This is a genomic window from Planococcus liqunii (assembly GCF_030413595.1).
GTDB lineage: Bacteria > Bacillota > Bacilli > Bacillales_A > Planococcaceae > Planococcus > Planococcus liqunii.
On sequence record NZ_CP129238.1, the window covers coordinates 1,466,651 to 1,490,526 of the forward strand.

Here is a 23,876-nt window from a genome sequence, read left to right on the forward strand (position 1 = left end):
GGCGGTGAATTATGTCTGCACTATATAAAGAACTTCAAGCTGCGGATTCTTTTAAAATTCGGATGCCATACCCGTTTTCAAATTATGACCGCCAGTTATTGACGCTGCTGTACCAGCCGCTGATCGGCGCGGAAGCGGCTGCCTTTTACTTGACGCTCTGGGCGGAAGGTGAAGTGGACCGGGAAGAAGCGACGCATTACACCTTAATGAACATTCTCGGCATTTCGATTGCCAAAGTATTTGAAGCGCGCATTCAACTGGAAGCGATCGGGCTTTTGCGCACCTACCGCAAAGATGAAGAGAACCGCTCGTTCATTTACGAATTGTGCCCTCCGCTGGATCCGAAAAGCTTTTTTGCAGATCCTTTGCTGTCGATGTTCCTCTTCAGCAAAATCGGGGAATCAGCTTACCGGAGAGTCAGAGACCGCTTTGTTATCCATACAGAAATAGGGGAAGGCTACGAAGAAGTTTCCCGCACATTTACCGATATTTATCAGCCGGTCCATGCAAAAGCGGGCTACCCGGCAGAAACGAAAGATTTGCAGGAACGGACAAGCGGCAGCTATGAAACCGATTCTACGTTTGATTTTGGGCTGCTGCGCCAAGGGCTGTCGGAACAATTGGTGCCGAATCGCGTTTTGACGGCATCCATCCGCGCTATGATTTCCAAGTTGGCGTTTCTGTACAGTTGGGGGCCGCTGGAAATGCAGAAAGTTGTACTGCTTGCGATCGACGACGATTACAACCTGACTGTCGACGGAATTAAAAAAGCGGCGGCGGACTATTATAAGTTGACCGTAGCCACATCAGCACCGCAGTTGGTGCCGGTGCATAAAACCGAAGCGAAACCGGCAGAAGCGCCGAAAACAAGACAGGATGAACTAATTTTGTATTTGGAGTCGGCTTCTCCGGTCGAAGTGCTGCGCGATATTGCAAACGGCAAAGAACCGCTGCCGGCAGATGTCCAGCTAGCCAATCAGCTCGTTGTGCAATACGGCATGGAGCCGGCGGTTGTCAATGTGCTGCTGCAGTATGTTCTCTTGCGCACGGATATGAAACTGACAAAAGCTTATGTAGAGAAAATCGCGTCCCATTGGCTGCGCAAAAACATCACCACGGCAAAAGATGCCATGGAGCTGGCGCGGACCGAACACGAGCAATACGTGAAATGGAAGTCGGAAGGTTCTCCCGCTTCCTCTTCCAAAGCGCCGGCACGATCGAACCGCGGCAAACCGGTGCGCGAAGAAAAACTGCCCGAATGGTTTTATCAGAAAGATGAAGCGCCGGCAGAAACAAGCGCCCCGAAAAACGATAATCTAGAAGTGGAAAAACAAAAACTTCTCGCAAAACTTGCGATGAAGAGAGTTAAGGGTGATTAAATGGAACCGATTCGTGAAACGATGAAACGGGTGGTAAACGCCCCTGCTTTTTCAGAACGCTATAATGAGATGCGAAGAGAAGTGCTGGAGCATCCAGGCGTCCAGAAATTCTTGGAAGAAAATGCAGCCGAAGTGGATAAGAGCGTGGTCGACAAAGGCCTTGGCAAGCTGTATGAGTATATTTACCAATCGCATGACTGTAATAAATGTCCAGGTCTTGGGGACTGCATCAATACCTTGAAAGGCTTTGAGCCGAACTTGGTGCTGGAGCGCGGCAATATTGGCATCGCGTACACACCTTGCCGTTTGAAAAACCAGTACGACAACAAGCGCCGTGCCTCTTCGCTGATCCACAGCATGTACATGCCGAAAGAAGTGATGCAGGCGTCGCTTGCAGACTTTGAACCGGACGCGAGCCGCATGGAAGCGTTCCGTGCTGTTACGGAGTTTTTGGATAATGCCACCGGACCCGACAACTTGCCTGAAAAAGGCTTGTATTTCTACGGGAAATTCGGCGTCGGCAAATCGTATTTACTGAGTGCGGTTGCCAATGAGCTGGCGGAAATGAACGTCAAATCCGTTCTGGTATTTGTGCCGGAATTCATGCGCGAAATGAAACAGGCGATCGGCGACCAGACCTTGCAGGAAAAAGTCGACTACGTCAAGCGTGCAGATGTGCTGATGCTTGACGACATCGGAGCGGAAGCGATGTCCAGCTGGACGCGCGATGAAGTGCTCGGAACCATCCTGCATTACCGGATGGCGGAACGGCTGCCGACTTTCATGACATCTAACTTCAGCTACCCGGAACTTCAGCACCATCTGACGTATTCGCAGCGCGGCGAAAAAGAAGATCTTAAAGCGGCGCGCGTCATGGAACGCATCAAAGCACTTACCGAACCCGTCAAGCTGGATGGCAAAAACCGTCGCAATTAACCATGCAGGTGTTGCGTTTTTGATTTTTTCGCAGTATAGTAAAAACAATCAATCAGATTTAAAATGCATCGATGAGGACAATAACGGATTTGCACGACTTTCAGAGAGAGAAGCCCAGGCTGCAAGCTTCTTAGTACCGGCAAAACGTTTACCGCCTTTGAGCAGCGACTGTGAACATTCGAGTAGCAGTTGACGGAACCGGCCCGTTAGCCGATGCAGAGCTTCGTTTTGGACAGTTTTTTCTGTCCGGAATAGAAGAAGGGTGGAACCACGAACAGAGCTTCGTCCCTTTTGGGATGGGGCTTTTTTGTATGGAAAAGCGGAAGTGCCCGGTAAGCCCCGACAAGCGCTGGAAGCATGGCTGGTAATGGCGCTCTTTGCCATTGCCGGACAGGCTGAAGCGACTCGAGGGGCTGGGCACTGCAGCTAGACAAGAAAAGCGGAAGCGGTCGTTTAGCGCTGCTGCTGAATCGTGAAAAACCCAACACTACATAAAAAAAGGAGAGAGTAAAATGTCAGACATGATCCAATTAACATTTCCAGACGGCGCAGTAAAAGAGTTCGAAAAAGGGACAACTACAGAAGCAATCGCTCAATCCATCTCACCGGGGCTTCGCAAGAAAGCTTTGGCAGGTAAAGTTGGCGAGCAATTAGTCGATTTGAAATCGCCGATCCAAGAAGATGGCAGCATTGCCATCATCACACCGGAATCCGATGAAGCGATTGAAATTCTTCGCCATTCCACAGCGCATCTTTTGGCGCAAGCGGTGAAGCGCCTGTATCCGGATGCTAAATTGGGTGTTGGTCCGGTCATCGAGAACGGCTTTTACTACGATATTGATTCGGAGTCAGCGATCACTTCCGAAGACTTGCCGGCCATTGAAAAGGAAATGAAAAAAATCATCAACGAGAACTTGGAAATCGTGCGCGTAGATGTTTCCCGTGCAGAAGCACAAGAACGCTTTGCTTCTATTGAAGATCCTTATAAATTGGAACTGCTTGAAGCGATTCCAGAAGACGAGCAAGTGTCGATTTATGAGCAAGGCGAATTTTTCGACCTTTGCCGCGGTATCCATGTGCCGTCAACAGGGAAACTAAAAGAATTCAAATTGTTAAGCGTAGCGGGTGCATACTGGAGAGGCGACAGCGACAATAAAATGCTGCAGCGCATCTACGGAACAGCTTTCTTTAAGAAAGAAGACTTGAAAGCGCATTTGGCATTCCTGGAAGAAGCGAAAGAACGCGATCACCGCAAAATCGGGAAAGAACTGAATTTGTTCATGAACTCCCAAAAAGTCGGCCAAGGCTTGCCAATGTGGCTGCCAAAAGGCGCGACCATCCGCCGCATCATCGAGCGCTATATTGTCGATAAAGAAGAACGCCTGGGCTATGACCACGTCTATACGCCGGTAATGGGCAGCGTTGACTTATACAAAACAAGCGGACACTGGGATCATTACCAGGACGATATGTTCCCGGTTATGCAAATGGACAACGAAGAATTGGTGCTTCGCCCAATGAACTGCCCGCACCATATGATGATTTACAAGCAAGGCATCCATTCATACCGCAACTTGCCGATCCGCATCGCGGAACTTGGGCTTATGCACCGCTATGAAATGTCCGGTGCACTTTCCGGCCTCCAGCGTGTACGCGGCATGACGTTAAACGATGCACACATCTTTGTGCGTCCGGACCAGATCAAAGAAGAATTCAAGCGCGTGGTCAACTTGGTTATCGAAGTGTATAAAGACTTCGACATCAAAGATTATTCATTCCGCTTGTCTTACCGCGATCCGGAAGACACAGAGAAATATTTCGATGATGACGCGATGTGGAACCGTGCTCAGGCCATGTTGAAAGAAGCAATGGATGATTTGGGGCTGCCGTACACAGAAGTGGAAGGCGAAGCGGCATTCTACGGCCCGAAAGTGGATGTCCAAGTGAAAACAGCGCTTGGCAAAGAAGAGACTTTGTCGACTGTCCAGCTTGATTTCCTATTGCCGGAGCGTTTTGACCTTTCGTATATCGGAGAAGACGGCAAACAGCACCGTCCGGTTGTTATCCACCGCGGCGTCGTTTCAACAATGGAGCGTTTTGTGGCATTCCTGATCGAAGAATACAAAGGCGCCTTCCCGACATGGCTTGCACCGGTGCAAGTTGAAGTGATTCCGGTTTCGCTTGATGCCCACAGCGCCTATGCGAAGGAAATCCAGGAGAAAATGCAAAATCTTCGCTTGCGCGTTGATATCGACGAGCGCGACGAGAAACTGGGGTATAAGATCCGCGAAGCCCAGATGCAGAAAGTTCCTTATATGCTCGTGATTGGAGACCAAGAGCTTGAAAACGGTTCGGTCAATGTCCGCAAGTACGGCGAACAGAAATCGGAAAGCATGCCGTTTGATGACTTCCTGAAACTGATCCAGAGCGAACTTCGCTAAAAGTGTTGACATGCATATAGGTGCATGGTATTATGAATAAGGTTATAGAATACTTATATGTGCAAAGCAGGAGCACCCGCTTCTCACCTGATTGACGTATTGTTGGCAGGTATACACGATTGACTACTACACGCATGCGTGCGTGTGTCATATTTGCGGGTGGACCTCTGTGGTCCACCCGCTTTTGTTTTGGATCGGAACCTGTAAGCCGACAACGTCCGTCGGTTCATGCATTTAAGCTATTCGCGACACTATCCGGAGGTGGATTAATATTAGCAAAGACATCAATGTAAACGAAGGTATTCGTGCACGTGAATTACGGGTTATTGATCAGAACGGTGAACAACTCGGCATTAAGACACGTAACGAAGCACTTGAAATTGCTGCTCGTGTCAACTTGGATCTTGTACTTGTGGCTCCTCAAGCTAAGCCGCCGGTCGCACGCATCATGGACCATGGTAAATTCAAGTTTGAACAGCAAAAGAAAGATCGTGAAATCCGTAAAAATCAAAAAGTCATCGTTGTTAAAGAGGTTCGTTTGAGCCCGACGATCGACGCGCATGATTTTGATACGAAACTTCGCAATGCGATCAAGTTCCTTGAAAAAGGCGACAAAGTTAAAGCATCAATCCGTTTTAAAGGCCGTGCCATAACGCACAAAGAAATCGGACAACGCGTTCTTGAGCGCTTCGCTGAAGCGTGTAAAGAAGTGTCTACGGTTGAACAGCGCCCTAAAATGGATGGCCGCAGCATGTTCTTGATGCTAGCGCCGACACACGAAAAAGAATAATAGTACAATTGTTTAGGAGGAACTCGAAATGCCGAAAATGAAAAGCCACCGCGGTGCGATGAAACGTTTCAAGAAAACTGGAACTGGTAAAGTAAAACGCAACCGTTCACACACAAGCCACTTATTTGCAAACAAATCGACTAAGCAAAAGCGTCACCTTCGCAAAGGGAAACTTGTTTCTGCAGGCGATTTGAAACGCATCAAATCACTTATTTACAACATGAAGTAAGAAAAGCGCAAGCCCCTGTTGAATCTGGGTGCTGGGCTACACAAAACAAAAATCGAATTTTTCATATTCAAGCAGGAGGTAATGTATTATGCCACGCGTAAAAGGTGGAACAGTGACGCGCCAGCGTCGTAAAAAGGTAATCAAATTAGCAAAAGGTTATTACGGTGCGAAGCACATTCAATATAAAGTAGCTAACCAACAAGTAATGAAGTCTGGTAACTATGCTTACCGTGACCGTCGCAACAAAAAACGTGACTTCCGCAGACTGTGGATCACTCGTATCAACGCAGCAGCGCGCTTGAATGATATTTCATACAGCCGCCTAATGCACGGCCTTAAAGTTGCGGGCATCGACATCAACCGCAAAATGCTAGCTGAAATCGCTGTATCTGATGCAGCTGCTTTCACAGCATTGGCTGATCAAGCTAAAAACGCAATGAACAAATAAGAAAAGCGGAAATGGCCGTCCAGGCCCGACAGGCATAAGACGAACCGGCGAAGCGGCGCTATTTGCCGAACAGCCGGGTTGGCTTATGACCCCGAGGGTCTGGCCATTGCAGCTGGACAAATAAAAAAGACTGGCGAAAACTCGCCAGTCTTTTTTTATGGAGGTATTTATATGTTTGCAATCATCTTAGGTTATTTTGGAGCCGCATCCATTCTGGCGTTTCTTATGATGTACATAGACAAAAAGCAGGCAAGGCAGCACGGCCGAAGAATTCCGGAAAAGAATTTGTGGACCGCAGCTATTTTCGGCGGCGGCATCGGCGCGTATCTCGGCATGATGGTGTTCCGCCACAAAACGCGCCACACCAATTTCCGGGTCGGCTTTTTAATGCTGGCAGTCATTGACGCCGCTTTGCTCGTGTGGATTTATCAATCAATCAACGGAGGGTGAGTCCATCACCCTTCGTTTTTCATTAATTGCTCAATCGGATTTTTCCAGTTAATCTGGGCATCCGGGTAATTCATGGATATTTCTTTTTGGAGGAAATAGAAATCTTCTTTGCTGAATCCCTGCAGCTTATCCGGGTTTTCAGTCCAGACAAAAATGGACACCACTTCAAATGCATCCTCTGTCGTCCCCAAATACTTTTCCCCTTCAAACACCACACCGCGCATGGCAATGAAAAAATTCTTCCGGACATTATTCACGTCATCGTAAAAATAATAAGAGCCGTTTTCAACAGCCGCATCCAGTTTTCGCATCGGGTCCAAAATATAGCGGAGCAACCGGTAAAATACATAAATTATGATAGCAATAACAATGATGCGGATTAAAAAAGCCACATGAAGTCCCCCTGTCTCGAGTTGTTCTAATGTATAATATACGGATGAAAAGTATTTTGGTTTCAAGATTTTATTTATAAAAGGAGAATTTTTATGAATTTGCAAAAGTTATTTGTGATGCAGGAAGAATTGGACCGCTTTATCCAGGAAAACCAGGGAATCAAGGAAGATGTGTTCCGCAAAAAGTGCCTGGCATTGTTGGTGGAGCTCGCGGAACTGGCCAATGAAACCCGCTGCTTTAAGTTCTGGAGCACAAAAGGGCCGTCTGAAAAAGAAGTGATTCTCGAAGAGTATGTGGACTCGATCCATTTTCTTTTGTCGCTTGGCATTGAAAAAGACTTAACCAGTCTGGAAAACTGGCCGGAACCCGTTTCAGCAGAAGACCTGACGGAACTGTTTCTCGGGACCCAGGCAGCCATCCACAAATTTTCGGAAGATTATTCGATGGGGAATTATCAAGACATCTGGAGCTGGTATGGCGCCATAGCCACATCGCTCGGATTTACTTACGGCGAAGTGCTGGAAGCATACATCGCCAAGAACCAAAAAAATTATGACCGCCAGCACGAAGGATACTAGTTGAAATTTTTTGATAATGCGAAGCCTTTGTTTTATAATAAACGAGTACAACTATTTAGGGGGTCGAATTAATGACGAACATGGACGAAACATTAGGTATGCTCAAAGAATTGACCGATGCGAACGGAATTGCCGGAAACGAGCGCCAATCACGCGAAGTCATGAAAAAATACATAGCACCATTTGCTGATTCTGTTGAAATGGACGGACTGGGAAGCTTGATTGCACGCAAAGAAGGCGCGGCGGACGGCCCGAAAATCATGGTAGCCGGCCACTTGGATGAAGTCGGCTTTATGATTTCACAAATCGATGACAAAGGCTTCTTGAAATTCCAGACAGTCGGCGGCTGGTGGTCACAAGTGATGCTTGCGCAGCGAGTAACAATTACCACACGCAGCGGCAAAGAAGTCATCGGCGTCATCGGTTCGAAGCCGCCGCATATCCTTTCGCCGGAAGCACGCAAAAAACCGGTGGAAATCAAAGACATGTTCATTGATATCGGTGCCTCTTCACGCGAAGAAGTGAAAGAATGGGGCGTGGCTCCAGGGGATATGGTCACTCCGTATTTCGAATTCCACGTCATGAACAACGAAAAAATGCTTTTGGCAAAAGCCTGGGACAACCGCATTGGCTGTGCCATTGCGATTGATGTTTTAAAAGGCTTGAAAGGCGTCGATCATCCAAATACCGTCTTCGGAGTGGGAGCTGTCCAGGAAGAAGTCGGCCTTCGTGGGGCGAAAACAGCAGCAGCTTACATTCAGCCGGATATCGGCTTCGCCGTTGATGTCGGCATTGCCGGCGATACTCCGGGAATCACTTCCCAGGAGTCCACAAGCAAAATGGGTGCTGGCCCGCAAATCCTATTGTACGATGCGTCAATGGTATCTCACCGTGGATTGCGCGAACTTGTGGTTGATACGGCAGAAGAAGCCGGCATCCCGTACCAGTTCGAAACCATTGCTGGCGGCGGAACGGACGCAGGTTCGATTCACTTGACGGCAAACGGCGTTCCGTCTCTTGCAATCGGCGTCGCTACCCGTTACATCCACTCGCACGCAGGCATCCTGCACCGCGATGACTACGAAAATGCAGTGAAACTGATCATCGAAGTGATCAAAAAATTGGATAAAGACACAGTCGCTCGTATTACGTTTGAGTGAGTGATTGGAAACCTCCGCTTTTGCGGGGGTTTTTTTATTTTTTGGAGGCGACTGATCATAGAAACGCCATGAGTGATCATAAAACTCTCTTCAGTGATCATAGACTTTCAAAAAGTGATCATAGAAGTCGAGTGATGCTTGCCTTTTCGCTTTTCGCTCGCGAAAAGCCTCCATTTCCGCCTTTCATCTCGGTTTTCAAAACCTTTAGCCCTCCGCCCGCGGAGGGCTTTTAATATGCTTGGGCCGCATTCAGAGGCCCGATTAAATTAAAAAAATGTAAATAATACTTTACTTAATGTTAAGTATAATGTACATTATGTTATATAAACCGAACACGAAAACAAATAAAGGAGGAAGCGGATGCTGAAGAATCGGGTGAAGGAGCTGCGGGCGCGGTACGGATTTACGCAAAGTGATCTGGGCAAGCAAGTGGATGTCACGCGGCAAACGATTGCATTTATTGAAAAAGGGGAGTTTTCGCCGTCGATTACGCTGGCGTTGAAACTGGCGAAGGCGCTTCAAACAAATGTGGATGAATTATTCTGGTTGGAAGGGGATGAAGAAGATGAAAAATGATTTTCGATTGCAGTATCCGCTATGGCAGATGGGGTTTATTATTTTGCTCGGCGCATTTGCTTATGGGTTAAGCTCACCGATGACTGAAGTGGTCAATACAGAAACAGAGAACAGCATTATGATAAGCATAGGAGGAACACAAAGCCTCTTTGCAATGATTGCACTTCTGCTTTATTTCATCCTGCTTGCAGTATTCGCTTCTCAGCTTCGTAAGCACAATAAAAACAATCCGCACCAAAAAGTTTCCGCGTTTTCCATCCGGCCGCCTGAATATCTGGAGCAGGATGAAGGAATGACGTACATCACAAGAAAAGCGGCTCAAAAAGTGTATACCTTCATCACGTGGAGCCTGCCTTTATTAGCAGCTTTTGCCATCATCTTGCCGCTTCCGAAACTATTCATCATTTGGGGAATCTTACTGGTTGCGCTTGGCCAATACTGGATTTATTACCGTGAAGTCAGAAGCCATTTGAAGGAGGAAACAGAATGATCTACGAATATTTTCTTGTTTTTCTAGGAGCCGCGATACCGTGGTTTGAAATCGCACTGGTTATTCCGCTCGGCATCGTCTGGGGACTGTCGCCCCTATGGGTTATGGTATTGGCGTTTGTCGGCAATATGCTGACGGTTCTCGCGTTGATCGTCGGCTTTGACCGGTTCAAAGTCTGGTACCTTAAGCGGCAGGAAGCGAAAGGGAAGACGCAGAATAAAAAAAGCGAGCGGGCGAAAAAAATCTGGAATAAATACGGCCTGCCTGGGCTCGCGATGCTTGGTCCAATTTTGATCGGAACGCACATTGCCGCTTTCATCGGCATGACACTTGGAGCGACAAAAAAGAACACGACCATTTGGCTGACAATCAGCATCGCGGCTTGGACATTGACATTCGGCATTCTGACAGCACTTGGCTTTGACTTTTTCACGAGAGAACTTTAAGGCTTAAGCTGCAAGGCACCTGCGCTTTTCGATGTCCAGACTCCGGCGCCCAGATTCTCAGGGGCATAAGCCAACCCGGCTGTGCGGTAAATAGCGCCGCTTCGCCGATTCGTCTTATGTCCGTCGAATCTACATGGGCGCCTGCGCATTTCCATGGTGTCCAGCTCCGGTACCTAGGCCCTCGAGGTCGCTTCGGTCTTGGCCCGAATGGCAAAGGGCGCCATTCATGCCAAGCCCTCCAGCGCTTGTCGGGCCTTGCGAGGCACCTGCGCTTTTCTATGCTATACTTAATCTATTCTGAAATAAAGGCGTGAACGAAACTTGAAAAGAATCGAATCCACTCAAAACTCACTCGTCAAGCATTGGAAAAAGCTTGTCACTACACGGAAAGAGCGCGATAAATTTGCAGAATTTCTGGTGGAAGGCTTCCATTTGACGGAAGAGGCAGTGAAAAAGAAAAGCTTGATCAAATCCTTGATTGTCCGGGAAGGCGTCGACATTCCGGAAGAATGGGACGTATCGGATGTACCGCAATACTCAGTGACGGCCCAGGTAGCAAAAGAGATTTCGGAAACGGAGCACTCGCAAGGAATTTTCGCGCATTGTGCACAGCCGGAATTCTCGGAAGAAGAGCAGCAGACATGGACGAAATTATTGCTGATTGATGCAGTGCAGGATCCCGGCAATATCGGCACGATGATCCGCACGGCTTTGGCAAGCGGCATGGACGCCGTTGTACTTGGCAAAGGCTGTGCTGATCCGTACAATCCGAAAACGGTCCGGTCGACGCAAGGATCGAATTTCCAGATCCCGGTTGTCAAAGGGGATTTGGCGGAATGGCTGCCGGCATTAAAAGAGCGCAGCGTCGCGGTGTTTGGAACGGCACTCCTCAACGCAACACCGGTACATGAAGCTGAAAGTCAGGAGCAGTTCGCTTTGCTTGTCGGCAATGAAGGCAGCGGCGTGGATCCGGTCCTATTGCAGCAGACGGATCAGAACCTGGTGGTGCCGCTTTATGGCGCTGCTGAATCCTTGAACGTGGCTGTTGCAACGGGCATCTTGCTGTACAGCTTGGTGCCGAAAAACTAAGTTTGATTAAACTTACAGGATTTCGTATAATGAAAGAGTAAATAATGAAAAGCTGTGACTGGGAAGAGTACGTCGCGCGCATGCATAAAGGGAGTCTGCACCTTGACTGGGAGTGCGGATATGCAAAACGCCTCAGAAGTTCACCCCGCGAGCTGCCTGACGGGACCAGCAACAATGCTGTAAAGACAGGCCGGTGAAGAGCCGTTACGTAAATGAGTGATTGCGCCTTGTGTGCATTAACTAGGGTGGTACCGCGAATAAAGCCTCGTCCCTTTTCTGGGACGGGGCTTTTTACTGTTTAAAGGAGGAGAAAAGATGGAAGCACAATTGCAGGAATTGAAAACAGAAGCGCTGGAGAAAATTTCAGCGTCAACAAACGTGAAAGAATTGAACGATGTCCGTGTGGCGTATTTAGGGAAAAAAGGGCCGATTACGGATTTATTGAAAGGCATGGGGAAACTCCCGGCTGAAGAACGTCCGAAAATGGGGGCGCTTGTCAACGTCATCCGCGAGGAAGTGACGGCGTCTCTTGAAGAGCGCATGGCAATCCTGGAAGAACAGGCGATCAACGAGAAACTGCAAAGCGAAACAATCGACATCACCTTGCCGGGCCGCCCTGTAAAAACAGGAAACTCGCATCCGTTGACGCGCGTCGTTGAAGAAATCGAAGATCTTTTCGTTTCAATGGGCTACGAAATCGCTGAAGGCCCGGAAGTGGAAAAAGACTACTACAACTTCGAAGCTTTAAATTTGCCAAAAGGCCATCCGGCACGCGATATGCAGGATACCTTCTATATAACAGACGAAATCTTGCTGCGTACGCATACGTCGCCTGTTCAGGCACGCACGATGGAAATTAAAAAAGGCGAACCAATCAAAATCATTTGCCCCGGGAAAGTGTACCGCCGCGACAGCGATGACGCGACGCATTCACACCAGTTCACGCAAATCGAAGGATTGGTCATCGGCGAAGACATCCGCATGAGCGACCTTAAGGGGACGCTTCAAGTGTTCGCGAAGAAAATGTTCGGCGACGACCGCGAAATCCGTCTGCGCCCAAGTTTCTTCCCGTTCACGGAGCCGTCTGTTGAAATGGACATCTCCTGCTTCAAATGCGGCGGGTCGGGCTGCAACGTCTGCAAGAAAACCGGCTGGCTGGAAATTTTGGGTGCCGGCATGGTGCATCCGAACGTACTGGAAATGGCAGGCTACGATTCAAAACGCCTGACTGGATTCGCTTTCGGCATGGGGCCGGAGCGCATCGCTATGTTGAAATACGGTGTTGAAGACATCCGCCACTTCTATACGAACGACGTCCGCTTTTTATCCCAATTCCAACGCACTGAAGTTTAAGGAGGAAATAAAACATGTTAGTATCCATTAAATGGTTGAAAGATTATATAGATACACAAGGCTTGGCACCTGCAGATTTGGGTGAAAAAATCACGCGCTCCGGCATCGAAGTGGATGCGGTGATCGACCGTTCCCACGGCATGACAAATGTCGTAGTTGGCTACGTAGAATCATGCGTCAAACATCCGGAAGCGGATAAACTATCAATTTGCCAAGTAAACGTCGGCGAAGAAACAACACAGATCATCTGCGGTGCGCCGAACATTGCAGCAGGCCAAAAAGTCATCGTGGCTCGTCCAGGTGCTAGCCTGCCCGGCGGCATGAAAATTAAAAAGGCCAAACTGCGCGGCGAAGAATCAAACGGCATGATTTGCTCGCTTCAGGAACTGGGCATTGAAGGCAAACTCGTGCCTAAAGTGTATGCAGAAGGCATTTATGTATTGCCGGAAGATGCGGAAGTCGGAAGCGACGTTATTGCAAACTTCGATTTGGATGATACCGTGCTTGAATTGGGGCTGACGCCGAACCGTGCCGATGCCATGAGCATGCTTGGTGTGGCTTATGAAGTAGGAGCCATTCTTTCGGAAGACGTCAAATTGCCGGAATCAAGCTACACAGAAGCAGCTGATTCTGCGGAATCCATGTTGACGCTAAATGTTGATGCACCGGAAGCGAACCCGCTATATGTCGCGAAAGTGATCCGCAACATCGAAGTGAAGGAATCGCCGATGTGGCTGCAGCAGCGTTTGATGGCTGCCGGTGTCCGTCCGCACAATAACGTGGTCGACGTAACGAACTATGTCTTGATGGAATACGGCCAGCCGCTTCATGCGTTTGACTATGATTCATTAAAAACAGGGAATATCACGGTCCGCCAGGCAAAAGAAGGCGAAAAAATTACGACACTGGATGACACAGAACGCACCTTGTCTGCCCATAACTTGGTGATCACAAACGGTGAAGAACCCGTAGCGCTTGCAGGCGTAATGGGCGGAGCCAACTCGGAAGTCAGCGATTCGACAACGACAATTGTCATCGAATCCGCTTATTTCGCATCAGGTTCGATTCGCCAGACGTCGAAAGAACATGGCCTCCGCAGCGATGCAAGTTCACGCTATGAAAAAGGCGTTGACCCGAACCGCGTCATCCCGGCTGCAGAACGTGCCGCAAGCTTGATCGCGGAACTTGCAGGCGGCGAAGTGCTAGCAGGATCGCTTGTGTTCGATCAGCTGGACCGTGAAGAAAAAATCGTTAAAGTGTCTCCGGACTTTATCAATACACGTCTCGGCATGAAAATTCCATTTGAAGACATGATGGAAATCCTCGGTCGCTTGAAATTCAACACCGATGCTATCAATGGCCAACTGGTGATTTCCGTGCCGACACGCCGCCAGGACATTCAAATAGAAGAAGATGTGGTGGAAGAAATTGCTCGCCTCTACGGCTACGATGAAATTCCGGCAACGCTTCCGGTAACAGAAGCAGCTCCGGGCGGCTTGACGCCGTACCAGGAAAAGCGCCGCATTGTCCGCAAAGTGCTGGAAGGCGCGGGCCTTCTTCAGGCGACAACGTATTCACTGACGTCTGAGAAATCAGCGACGCAATTTGCTTTGACGGAAACGGAAACGACAAAACTGTTGATGCCGATGAGCGAAGAACGCAGTACGCTGCGCCAAAGCTTGCTGCCGCATTTATTGGAATCGGTATCGTACAACACGGCTAGAAGAATGGATTCTGTTGCCTTGTATGAAACCGGCGCCGTGTTCTTGAAAGCGGACGATGAATTATTGAATGAAGAAGAACATTTGGCAATCGCCATGACCGGTTTATGGCTCGATCATAGCTGGCAAGGAGAGAAGAAAGAAGTCGACTTTTTTGTGCTGAAAGGTATTGTCGAAGGCTTGGCGAATCGTTTAGGGCTTGAACTGGCATTTGAACGCGGCCAAATGGACGATCTGCATCCGGGACGCACCGCTTTCATCATGCTAAACGGCAATCGTGTCGGTGTCATCGGACAGCTTCACCCGAACGAACAGAAAGCACGCGACTTGAAAACGACGGTTGTGATGGAATTGAATCTATCTGCATTGCTGGACGTTCAGCCGGAGTCGCTTGTATACACACCGGTGCCGCGCTATCCATCCATTTCACGTGACGTTGCTCTGGTTCTTTCGAAAATCGTTGAAGCCGGAACGATCGAAGCGGTTATCCGCAACGCAGGCGGCAAACTGTTGAAAGACGTTCGCGTCTTTGACTTGTACGAAGGCGATAAGATGGAAGAAGGCAAAAAATCAGTGGCGTTCTCATTGACGTACTTCGATCCTGAAAAAACGTTAACGGATGAAGAAGTGACGAATGCACATGAGAAAGTTTTGAGTGCATTGACAGAAGTAGGCGCAGAGCTGCGCAGCTAAGGGATCAGGTAAAAAGAATTAAAAAGGGAAAGCGGAGTCTTTATGATTCCGCTTTCTCTTTTTAATTCTAAAAACATACTAAATGGGTTTTAAATTACAAATACAAATGAAATAAGAACCACTTAAAATTATTTAACTATGGTAAACTATTATTAAATGTTATTCTCTCTAGATAAAATAGCACGTTTTAAATTTAAACTGCATGAAAAGAGGAATTATATACAAATGAGAAATAAATCTCAAAATGAAAAAGGAATGACTTTAGTAGAATTATTAGCTGCCATAGTTTTGTTAGGAATAATACTTGTTGCATTTATGTCGTTTTTTACGCAATCCGCTAAATTTACTGCTCACAATCATGAGACCTTGACAGCTGTTCAAGTGGCGGAGCAAGTGGTAGCCGAAGTTAGGACAATTAGTAAAATTGAAGAAATGAAGAAAAGCATTAATACACTTCAAGGTAAAAAAATCACTGATGATATAACTTACACCCCATATGTAGTAACAATAGAAGAAGTAGAAGCTCCTGCATCCGTTAAGGAAAATTTGAAAAAGGCAATTATTACAGTGAAATCAATATCTGGTGCAGGAATAAATGAGCCTGAATTTAAAACGGAAATGTATATAAAGGTGAAATGATGAAAAATCAAAAAGGGATAACATTAGTAGAATTATTAGCAGTACTGGCTATTACAGGAATTATTATTGTTTTAATTTTCTCGGTTTTATTAACCGGATCAAATGCTTCTCATCGGACAGCTGCAAAACAACAAATGCAACAAGAGGCAAACTACATAGTAGAAGTAGTTAGGAATGAGTATTTAAAACTTCATGGCCCGAAAATCAATTTAAAAATAGAGGGAGTCGGCGAACAACAAAAATTGAAAATGGGAAGTCAAGTTATTTCCCGAGGATATAATTATAAAATAATAGAACCCGCTTCAGGCACCATTGATCCTACGATAAATTCAAATTTACAACTAGAATTGTCAGCCCCGAATTCAAAACCTTTTATTATTAAAACTACGCTCAGTAAATTGAGGTAAGGAGTTAACTTGTGAGATATAAATTAAACGAAAATGGGTACGCAATGTTGATGGTATTAATGTTGGTTCTGCTATTTACTGTTCTTGGTATGGGATTGTTTGCCATGAATTTAAATGCTTCCAAGCAGTTTAATATGAAAGAACAGCAAGTACAGGCAAGACATCAAGCTGAGATGGGATTGTTACACTACCACGCTGATCTAGTTAATAAAGTTAAAAATTATTCTTTCACTAAAAATAGCGGAGAATCGAATGATAATTCTATAAAAAGAAGCAGATATGAGTTGTGTGAAAAAATTAGAAGTGTCTCTGCAGCATCCGGCTCTGATTCTGCTATCAAATACGTTGTTAACACTTTAAGTGTAAGTGGTTGCAATTCAACCACTAGTAATGAAAAGATCATCGTCAGCGTCAACAGTAAAGGGAGTGCAAATAAGATAGAAAAAACCGTAAAAGGAACAATTTCACTCCAGCCTCCAGTGGTTGCTGACACTACAGGCATACCAGTAAAACCGGTAAAACCACCTGGTGTTCCTATAACTGATCAAAATAAAATGCCGGACATAGGGAATTATTATCAACATGTCGAAGTTACTGGACCTTTTACTACGAGAAAAGAACAACATCACTTCGAATCTTTTGTTATAAATACGAAAAATGAATCCGATCTAGCTCTGACAGTTGGACCGGGAAGTAAAGATACTATTAAAGTAGAGAAAGACTTTTACATTGGTGGAAAAATATATTCGAAAAACCACGTTTGTATTTATGTTAAAGGAAACCTTACAGTTTTAGGAAGCATCGAGTTGCAAAATAAAAGTGCGATTGTAGTATATGGGGATGCTTATTTTAAAGGAGGTGTTTTGCCTCTACATACTAATGCTAGCATTTATGTTGTAGGTAATACTTACGAGGGCATCGGTAAAAACCTGACAAGCAGTTATAAAAATTATGATCTTCCAAGTAGTGGTTGTAGTCTACCCCAAGGTTGGGAAGATCCAAAAAATGTAGTACCAGGCACTACTAGATACTATTGGGAAACAAATGAAGAATTAAATCCTGAGTATCTTTAAAAGTCGGAAATTTGATTATAAAAATTTAACTAGCTAATGTTTAGGAAAGCACATCTAACTTTTGTGATTTCCAATCAATAGTTAGATGTGTTTTTTATTTGAAATAATTCATGTTATGTTCAAAGGAAAGCGGATTCTATTACCTCCAGTGTTTTTTTGCTAAATCCTTCGCTTTCTTCGTATTCGCAAAATGCACTTTTGTCACCGACTGCAAAAACTCTTCACCGTGCTTCAACAAGATCTTCGCTGCCGCTTCGTCAACAATTTTACCGGCACCCTTCGGCAAAGTAACACCGGCTTTTCGGCTGAGTGCGTCCATTTCTTCCAGGAAAGCGACGCGGGCTATGATCGATGCGCAGGCAACAGACACATGAAGCCCTTCCGCTTTCGTGGAAAACAGGACGTTTTCACGGATGATTTCTTCTTCGTCTTTAATATGCTTGTAGTAGATGCCGCGTTCGGCAAACTGGTCGATCAGGATGGCGTCGGGTTTTTCCGGCGCGATCTTGCGGAGGACATGCTTCAAGGCCTGATTGTGCAGCAGCGCTTTGATTTTTCCTTGGGACCAGCCTTTGCTTTGGATAGTGTTGTATTTGTCGTTTTTCAAAGTCAGTACGCTATAAGTAAATGCTTCTTTTAAATCCGGCGCGATCTTTCGCATGTAGTCGTCGGTCAATTGCTTCGAGTCTTTTACTCCGAGTTCATGGGCGAGCGCCACTCCTTCGGCAGGCACGTAGCAGGCAGCGACTGTAATCGGCCCGAAAAAATCACCGGTTCCGGTTTCATCCGAGCCAAGAACGGATTTTTTCACGAAATCCGGCGGCAGCGTATCGCCGTTTGTGGAGGCGGTTTTAGCAGCGGAAGGGGAGGCGGAACCCCAGCGTGCCGCTTCACGTTCGGCGCCGGCGCCCTGGAACATTACCTTGCCGGATTTGTAGACGGTGACGACAGTATCGGCCAATTTCGCGGTAAAACGGATGTACGGCGCTTTCGCTGCAATTTGCTTGTTTTCGTAATGATTGATCACTTGGAGGAGACTTTCCTCTGGAAGTTGGAGCACGGTATTTGACATGGTGAGTCTCCTTTCTAATAATTCACATTCTGGTTCGGTTCATGTTATGATTATATATAGAATTTCTAAGGAGGGATGGTACATTGGCAGAGGATCACAAAATCCGCACTTCGGTAAAGATATATGGCTATACTTATAAAATCGTCGGCGCTGAGACTTCTGCACATATGGAGTCCGTCGCAACGATTGTGGACAAGAAGATGCGTGAAATCCATGCGGTGGCCCCATCTCTCGACAGTTCAAAGCTCGCTGTACTGACAGCAGTCAATACGGTACATGATAATCTTAAACTGAAAGAGCGGGTAGAACAATTAGAAAATGAATTGAGAAAGTTGAAGGGTTGACGGACATGCTTGATATTATTTTATTGATTTTGCTGATTGGCGGCATCATTGTCGGCGCCAAAAGGGGTTTGGTGCTGCAGCTGATCCACATGGTAGGGTTTATTGTCGCACTCGTCGTTGCTTATCTTTACTACAAACCCCTGGCTGATTATTTTGTGCTGTGGGTGCCATATCCGGTTGTCAATGATGAATCACGGTTTACTATCGCCATCGAACAGCTTGATCTGGATCAGACCTTTTACCAGCTTTTCGCTTTTGCGCTGATTTTCTTCGTGGTGAAGTTCGGTTTGCAGCTGATTGCAACGATGTTCGATTTTCTCAAATATCTGCCGGTCCTTGGATTTGTCAGCAGAATATTAGGGGCGGTTTTAGGATTTGTCGAAGTATACATACTCCTGTTCATTTTCATTTACGTGTTTGCGCTGCTTCCCATGGATGCGGTCCAAAGCCAGCTCGAGAACTCAGGCATTGCGCAGTCGATGCTCGAACGAACGCCTTATTTCTCTGAGAAAGTAAAAGAATGGTGGTATATTTATACGTAACCAAAAACTTCTCTCTTGCCGAGGGAAGTTTTTTTAAGTCAAAATTATTGGAGGGCTCTGGGATGAATAAAAAAATTATCATCAGAACACTTGAAAAAATTGCATTGTATATGGAACTTAAAGGGGAAAACCCGTTCAAAGTATCGGCATTCCGAAAAGCGGCACAGGCGCTTGAACTTGATCAGCGCAGCCTTGACGAAATCGACGATGTGACAAAACTGAAAGGCATCGGCAAAGGGACGGGCGACGTCATCATCGACTTGATGGAGAACGGCAAATCGTCTGTGCTGGAAGAGCTTCAGGAAGAAGTGCCAAAAGGGCTTGTGCCGTTGATGAAGTTGCAGGGTATGGGCGGCAAGAAAATCGCCAAGCTCTATAAAGAACTGGGCATTGATTCCGCTGAATCGTTGAAACAGGCGTGCCTTGACCACCAGATCCAGAAACTGCCAGGCTTCGGGCCGAAATCCGAAGACAAGATTTTGAAAGAATTGATGGAATTCGATTCCAAACCGGGGCGCCACCCAATCTGGAAAACAGAAGAAGCAGTGGAGTTTATCAATGGAGTTTTGTCAGAGATCAAAGAAGTCAGTGAATACTCGGTGGCGGGCAGCTACCGCCGCACGAAAGAAACAAGCAAGGACCTTGATTTTATTGTTGCCACCGCACAACCGGCAGCCGTTAAAGAGCAATTGCTTGCCGCCTTGCCGATTCAGGAAACCATCGCTTCGGGGGATACAAAGGTTTCTGTGACAGTGGAATTCCAGGATCCGATCGACATCGATTTCCGCCTTGTGGCGCCGGAAGAATTCGTTACGGCATTGCATCACTTTACGGGATCGAAAGACCATAACGTGAAAATGCGGCAGCTTGCGAAATCGCAGAATAAGAAAATCAGTGAATACGGCGTAGAGCAGGAAGACGGAACGGTGGCGACATTTGCGTCCGAAACCGACTTTTATGCTCATTTTGGCTTGCCGTTCATTCCACCGACGGTGCGGGAAGACGGCCGGGAACTGGATTTGTTGGATGACATTCCGCAGCTGGTCGAGTTGGTCGACATCCAAGGCGATATGCACATGCACACGACTTGGTCGGATGGAGCCCACTCATTGACCGAAATGATTGATGCATGCCGTGCTCATAATTATAATTATATGGTCATCACCGACCATTCCGAGTACTTGAAAGTCGCCAACGGCTTAACCCCGGAGCGCTTATTGAAACAGAACGCGGAAATCCGCGAGCTGAATAAAAAATACGATGACATCGAAGTACTTTCAGGAACTGAAATGGACATCCTGCCGGACGGTACGCTCGATTTTGACGATAGCGTGCTCGAACAGCTTGATTTTGTCATCGCAAGCATTCATTCGAGTTTTCAGCAGCCACAGGAACAGATTATGGCTCGCCTGTTGACGGCGATGAAAAATCCGCATGTCGACATGATTGCCCACCCGACGGGCCGCATTGTTGGACAGCGGGGCGGGTACGATCCAGATATGGAGCAGTTGCTCGACTGGGCAAAAGAATATGGCAAAATTGTCGAACTCAATGCCAGTCCGTATCGTTTGGACTTGGCAGTGGAACACCTGGAAATGGCGCAGGAAAAAGGCGTGCCGGTAGCCATCAATACGGACGCACATGCCATTGAACAGCTCGACGTTATGGCCATCGGTGTCCGCCATGCCCAAAAAGCCTGGCTGAAAAAGGACAACGTCGTCAACACATGGCCGTTTGAAAAACTGAAAGAATACCTGAAAAAATAGGAGGGGTCTCGCTTGATCGCTGAACGCGCATTGAGAACGCTCGAATTTTATAAAATCCGCGATGAAGTGGCAAAATACTGCACGTCTTCGCTTGGAAAAGCCAAAATCGATGAGCTTTTGCCATCGACCGATATCAATGAAGTCAACCGCCTTCTGGAAGAAATGGACGAAGGAGCGCAGGTGCTCCGCGTAAAAGGGAATGTGCCGATGGGTGGCATTTTCGACATCCGTATGCATGCAAAACGCGCACAAATCGGCGGAAGTTTGAGCCCGATGGAATTGATGGAAGTTTCATCGACAATCCGGGCAAGCCGCATCCTTCGACAGTTCTTTGAAGGCATCCGCGAAGAAGGGGATATAAAGATCCCCCACTTCCTGGAGAAAAAAGAATCGATGCCGATTCTAACTGCGCTGGAACATGACATCAATATGTGCATCGATGACAACGGCGGGGTACTGGATAGTGCCAGTTCCACGCTGCGCACGATCCGCCAGCAGCTGCGCGCCCAGGAAAGCCGGGTGCGCGAACGCCTGGAAAGCCTGATCCGCGGCAAAAACGCATCAAAAATGCTGTCGGATTCGATTGTCACGATCCGCAACGACCGCTACGTGATTCCGGTTAAACAGGAGTACCGCAGCCATTACGGCGGCATCGTCCATGACCAGTCGTCATCCGGACAGACCTTGTTTATTGAGCCGGACGCAGTCGTCCAAGCCAATAACGAAGTACGCCGTTTGAAAATGAAAGAAAAAGAAGAAATCGACCGCATTCTCCAAATGCTTTCGGCCCAGGTGCAGGAAGTGGCGCATGAGCTTTTTGAGCTGGTCGAAGTGCTTGGCGAAATCGATTTGATTCTCGCAAAAGCCAAATACGGTTCGGCAAAGAAATGCTCCAAACCGGAAATGAACACAGAAGGCCACATCAATTTAAGGAAAGCCCGCCATCCGTTGATTCCAATCGACGAAGTGGTGGCAAACGACATCGAATTCGGCCGGGATGTAACGGCAATTGTCATTACCGGGCCGAACACGGGCGGGAAAACCGTCACCTTGAAAACCGTCGGCCTCTTTACGCTGATGGCGCAGGCTGGGATTCCAATCCCGGCGCTTGACGGTTCGGAACTTGCCGTTTTCGACCAGGTCTTTGCGGACATCGGAGACGAGCAGTCAATCGAACAAAGCTTAAGTACGTTTTCTTCACATATGGTCAATATTGTCGATATCTTAACGAAATTCGATGAACAATCACTGGTGATCTTTGATGAGCTGGGTGCCGGTACGGATCCGCAGGAAGGTGCAGCCCTAGCTATCTCGCTTCTTGATGAAGTGCACGGCCGCGGCGCACGCGTCATCGCGACGACGCATTATCCGGAACTGAAAGCTTATGCCTACAACCGGCCGGGTGTCGAGAACGCCAGTGTTGAATTTGACGTGGAAACCTTGAGCCCGACTTACCGCTTGCTGATCGGTGTGCCAGGGCGAAGCAATGCGTTTGAGATTTCGAAGCGCCTCGGCTTGCCTGAACACATCATCAAACATGCCCAGAGCTTTACCAGTACGGACCGCAGAGAAGTCGATTCAATGATTGCGTCTCTTGAAAAGAGCCGGAGAGAATCGGAGCGGGACGCCGAGCAATCCAAGGAGCTTTTGGAACAAGCGGAGCATCTGAAAAATGATTTGGAAGAGCAATTAAAGCAATACGAAAACCAGAAAGAGAAGCTGGAAGAAAAAGCGAAAGAAAAAGCGCGCAAAATTGTTGAACAGGCGACAAGAGAAGCGGAAGGCGTCATGTCCGAACTGCGCAAAATGCAAATGGACCAGGCGTCGAGCATCAAAGAACATCAGTTGATTGACGCCAAAAAACGCCTGGAAGCGGCAATGCCTGAGAACCGCGTATTGAAAAAAGCGGCAAAAGCCAATCAAACACGGGAACTGAAGCCAAACGACGAAGTGAAAGTCATTTCATTCGGCCAAAAAGGGACGCTGGTGGAAAAAGTATCCGCCAACGAATGGATTGTACAAATCGGCATCTTGAAAATGAAATTGCCTGAAACGGATCTTCAATACACTAAGCCCGAAAAACAGAAAGAAACAAGAACGATGGCTACGCTGAAAAACCGGGATAGCCATGTCAAACTGGAATTGGATCTTCGCGGTGAACGGTATGAAGACGCAATAGTCCGTGTTGAAAAATACATCGATGATGCGTTACTATCTAATTACCATCAAGTTTCAATCATTCATGGAAAAGGGACGGGAGCTCTTCGCCAAGGCGTCCAGCAATACTTGAAAAAACATCCGCGAGTGAAAAGTTACCGCTTCGGCGAAGCGGGAGAAGGCGGCTCTGGCGTAACAGTCGCTGAATTAAAGTGATTCAGTATAGGGGAGAATGAGGCATGTCAGAAACAGGTTTTTGGACGCATCCGCTGGTAGAAACAGCTGGATACTTCAGTGTGGTTGTATTGTGTTTAATCGTTTCCATGGTGATTTTTGAAATCGTCACCAAGTATAAAAACTGGGAAGAAATTAAAAAAGGGAATTTGGCAGTAGCGATGGCAACCGGAGGCAAAATTTTCGGAGTTACAAACATCTTCCGTTTTTCCATTGAAGAGCATAACTCGCTGGCGCAAATGATCGGCTGGGGGCTGTATGGATTTTCGCTGCTGATTTTTGCGTACCTGCTGTTTGAATTTCTGACGCCTAAATTCAATGTGGACCAGGAAATTGAAAATGACAACCGCTCCGTCGGTTTTATTTCATTGACCATTTCAGTCGGACTGTCTTACGTCGTTGGCGCAAGTATTTAATAGGAGTTGTGGGCAATGGAAAACCTGATTAAAATATTATTTGTTTTTTGCGTG

The 23,876-nt window shown here is 47.1% G+C and carries 26 protein-coding genes and 2 other annotated features; of the genes, 24 read left to right on the plus strand and 2 right to left on the minus strand.

What is annotated here, in order from left to right:
* Positions 1–11 precede the first annotated feature (11 nt).
* From QWY22_RS07410 to QWY22_RS07445, 8 genes are all read left to right on the plus strand, one after another.
* Positions 12–1,379: a replication initiation and membrane attachment family protein gene (locus QWY22_RS07410; RefSeq protein WP_300983787.1), complete on the plus strand. Its 1,368-nt coding sequence runs from the start codon at positions 12–14 to the stop codon at positions 1,377–1,379.
* The gene (gene dnaI, locus QWY22_RS07415) at positions 1,380–2,315 is read left to right on the plus strand and encodes a primosomal protein DnaI (protein ID WP_300983788.1); all 936 of its coding nucleotides are present in this window, start codon (positions 1,380–1,382) and stop codon (positions 2,313–2,315) included.
* 262 nt (positions 2,316–2,577) lie between these two features.
* On the plus strand, positions 2,578–2,745 hold the full coding sequence (locus QWY22_RS07420) for a hypothetical protein (protein WP_300983790.1): 168 nt from the start codon (positions 2,578–2,580) through the stop codon (positions 2,743–2,745).
* Between the two features lie 82 nt (positions 2,746–2,827).
* Positions 2,828–4,756 (plus strand): threonine--tRNA ligase, encoded by a 1,929-nt coding sequence (gene thrS / locus QWY22_RS07425; protein WP_300983791.1) that lies wholly within the window; start codon positions 2,828–2,830, stop codon positions 4,754–4,756.
* 58 nt (positions 4,757–4,814) lie between these two features.
* Positions 4,815–4,952, plus strand: a sequence feature (ribosomal protein L20 leader region).
* 87 nt (positions 4,953–5,039) lie between these two features.
* Complete coding sequence (gene infC / locus QWY22_RS07430) at positions 5,040–5,546, plus strand: translation initiation factor IF-3 (protein WP_036804743.1); 507 nt, start codon at positions 5,040–5,042, stop codon at positions 5,544–5,546.
* 28 nt (positions 5,547–5,574) lie between these two features.
* Positions 5,575–5,775: a 50S ribosomal protein L35 gene (rpmI, locus tag QWY22_RS07435; RefSeq protein WP_033541514.1), complete on the plus strand. Its 201-nt coding sequence runs from the start codon at positions 5,575–5,577 to the stop codon at positions 5,773–5,775.
* Positions 5,776–5,863: 88 nt separating this feature from the next.
* Entirely contained in the window at positions 5,864–6,223 is a 360-nt protein-coding gene (gene rplT, locus QWY22_RS07440) for a 50S ribosomal protein L20 (protein WP_036804741.1), read from the plus strand.
* Positions 6,224–6,394: 171 nt separating this feature from the next.
* Positions 6,395–6,673 (plus strand): DUF1294 domain-containing protein, encoded by a 279-nt coding sequence (locus QWY22_RS07445; protein ID WP_300983792.1) that lies wholly within the window; start codon positions 6,395–6,397, stop codon positions 6,671–6,673.
* Positions 6,674–6,678: 5 nt separating this feature from the next.
* Here the strand turns inward: QWY22_RS07445 and QWY22_RS07450 are convergent, their stop codons facing one another.
* Entirely contained in the window at positions 6,679–7,065 is a 387-nt protein-coding gene (locus tag QWY22_RS07450) for a sigma-w pathway protein ysdB (RefSeq protein WP_300983793.1), read from the minus strand.
* Positions 7,066–7,158: 93 nt separating this feature from the next.
* Between QWY22_RS07450 and QWY22_RS07455 the strand changes: the two genes are divergently transcribed.
* From QWY22_RS07455 to QWY22_RS07505, 11 genes are all read left to right on the plus strand, one after another.
* Positions 7,159–7,644 carry a dUTP diphosphatase gene (locus QWY22_RS07455; protein ID WP_300983794.1) on the plus strand — a complete coding sequence of 162 codons (486 nt, stop codon included), beginning with the start codon at positions 7,159–7,161 and terminating at the stop codon, positions 7,642–7,644.
* Positions 7,645–7,715: 71 nt separating this feature from the next.
* Positions 7,716–8,804, plus strand: a complete 1,089-nt coding sequence (locus QWY22_RS07460) for a M42 family metallopeptidase (RefSeq protein WP_300983795.1) — start codon at positions 7,716–7,718, stop codon at positions 8,802–8,804.
* A gap of 360 nt (positions 8,805–9,164) precedes the next feature.
* The gene (locus QWY22_RS07465; protein WP_300983796.1) at positions 9,165–9,380 is read left to right on the plus strand and encodes a helix-turn-helix transcriptional regulator; all 216 of its coding nucleotides are present in this window, start codon (positions 9,165–9,167) and stop codon (positions 9,378–9,380) included.
* Positions 9,370–9,870 carry a hypothetical protein gene (locus QWY22_RS07470; protein ID WP_300983797.1) on the plus strand — a complete coding sequence of 167 codons (501 nt, stop codon included), beginning with the start codon at positions 9,370–9,372 and terminating at the stop codon, positions 9,868–9,870. The genes QWY22_RS07465 and QWY22_RS07470 overlap by 11 nt, the downstream gene beginning before the upstream one ends.
* The gene (locus tag QWY22_RS07475; RefSeq protein WP_300983798.1) at positions 9,867–10,316 is read left to right on the plus strand and encodes a small multi-drug export protein; all 450 of its coding nucleotides are present in this window, start codon (positions 9,867–9,869) and stop codon (positions 10,314–10,316) included. The genes QWY22_RS07470 and QWY22_RS07475 overlap by 4 nt, the downstream gene beginning before the upstream one ends.
* 321 nt (positions 10,317–10,637) lie before the next feature.
* Positions 10,638–11,405 carry a TrmH family RNA methyltransferase gene (locus QWY22_RS07480; RefSeq protein ID WP_036801673.1) on the plus strand — a complete coding sequence of 256 codons (768 nt, stop codon included), beginning with the start codon at positions 10,638–10,640 and terminating at the stop codon, positions 11,403–11,405.
* A gap of 45 nt (positions 11,406–11,450) precedes the next feature.
* Positions 11,451–11,681, plus strand: a binding site (T-box leader).
* Between the two features lie 39 nt (positions 11,682–11,720).
* On the plus strand, positions 11,721–12,758 hold the full coding sequence (gene pheS, locus QWY22_RS07485; protein WP_036801671.1) for a phenylalanine--tRNA ligase subunit alpha: 1,038 nt from the start codon (positions 11,721–11,723) through the stop codon (positions 12,756–12,758).
* Positions 12,759–12,772: 14 nt separating this feature from the next.
* Positions 12,773–15,172, plus strand: a complete 2,400-nt coding sequence (gene pheT, locus QWY22_RS07490; RefSeq protein ID WP_300983799.1) for a phenylalanine--tRNA ligase subunit beta — start codon at positions 12,773–12,775, stop codon at positions 15,170–15,172.
* Positions 15,173–15,397: 225 nt separating this feature from the next.
* Positions 15,398–15,811, plus strand: a complete 414-nt coding sequence (locus QWY22_RS07495) for a prepilin-type N-terminal cleavage/methylation domain-containing protein (RefSeq protein ID WP_300983800.1) — start codon at positions 15,398–15,400, stop codon at positions 15,809–15,811.
* Complete coding sequence (locus tag QWY22_RS07500) at positions 15,811–16,218, plus strand: PilW family protein (RefSeq protein WP_300983801.1); 408 nt, start codon at positions 15,811–15,813, stop codon at positions 16,216–16,218. The genes QWY22_RS07495 and QWY22_RS07500 overlap by 1 nt, the downstream gene beginning before the upstream one ends.
* Before the next feature lie 11 nt (positions 16,219–16,229).
* On the plus strand, positions 16,230–17,291 hold the full coding sequence (locus tag QWY22_RS07505) for a hypothetical protein (protein ID WP_300983802.1): 1,062 nt from the start codon (positions 16,230–16,232) through the stop codon (positions 17,289–17,291).
* Between the two features lie 139 nt (positions 17,292–17,430).
* On the opposite strand, the gene rnhC is transcribed toward QWY22_RS07505, so the two are convergent.
* Positions 17,431–18,363, minus strand: a complete 933-nt coding sequence (gene rnhC, locus QWY22_RS07510; RefSeq protein ID WP_300983803.1) for a ribonuclease HIII — start codon at positions 18,361–18,363, stop codon at positions 17,431–17,433.
* An 83-nt stretch (positions 18,364–18,446) separates the two neighbouring features.
* Here rnhC and zapA point away from each other — a divergent pair, with 83 nt between their 5' ends.
* The 5 genes from zapA (at position 18,447) to QWY22_RS07535 (ending at position 23,822) form a co-directional block, all read left to right on the plus strand.
* Positions 18,447–18,707: a cell division protein ZapA gene (zapA, locus tag QWY22_RS07515; RefSeq protein WP_300983804.1), complete on the plus strand. Its 261-nt coding sequence runs from the start codon at positions 18,447–18,449 to the stop codon at positions 18,705–18,707.
* A 5-nt stretch (positions 18,708–18,712) separates the two neighbouring features.
* A complete protein-coding gene (locus QWY22_RS07520; RefSeq protein WP_300983805.1) occupies positions 18,713–19,249 on the plus strand; it encodes a CvpA family protein in 537 nt (178 codons plus the stop codon).
* Between the two features lie 62 nt (positions 19,250–19,311).
* On the plus strand, positions 19,312–21,015 hold the full coding sequence (polX, locus tag QWY22_RS07525; RefSeq protein ID WP_300983806.1) for a DNA polymerase/3'-5' exonuclease PolX: 1,704 nt from the start codon (positions 19,312–19,314) through the stop codon (positions 21,013–21,015).
* A 12-nt stretch (positions 21,016–21,027) separates the two neighbouring features.
* Complete coding sequence (locus QWY22_RS07530) at positions 21,028–23,388, plus strand: endonuclease MutS2 (protein ID WP_300983807.1); 2,361 nt, start codon at positions 21,028–21,030, stop codon at positions 23,386–23,388.
* Between the two features lie 23 nt (positions 23,389–23,411).
* Positions 23,412–23,822 (plus strand): DUF350 domain-containing protein, encoded by a 411-nt coding sequence (locus QWY22_RS07535; RefSeq protein WP_036806044.1) that lies wholly within the window; start codon positions 23,412–23,414, stop codon positions 23,820–23,822.
* The last annotated feature ends 54 nt before the right edge of the window (positions 23,823–23,876 follow it).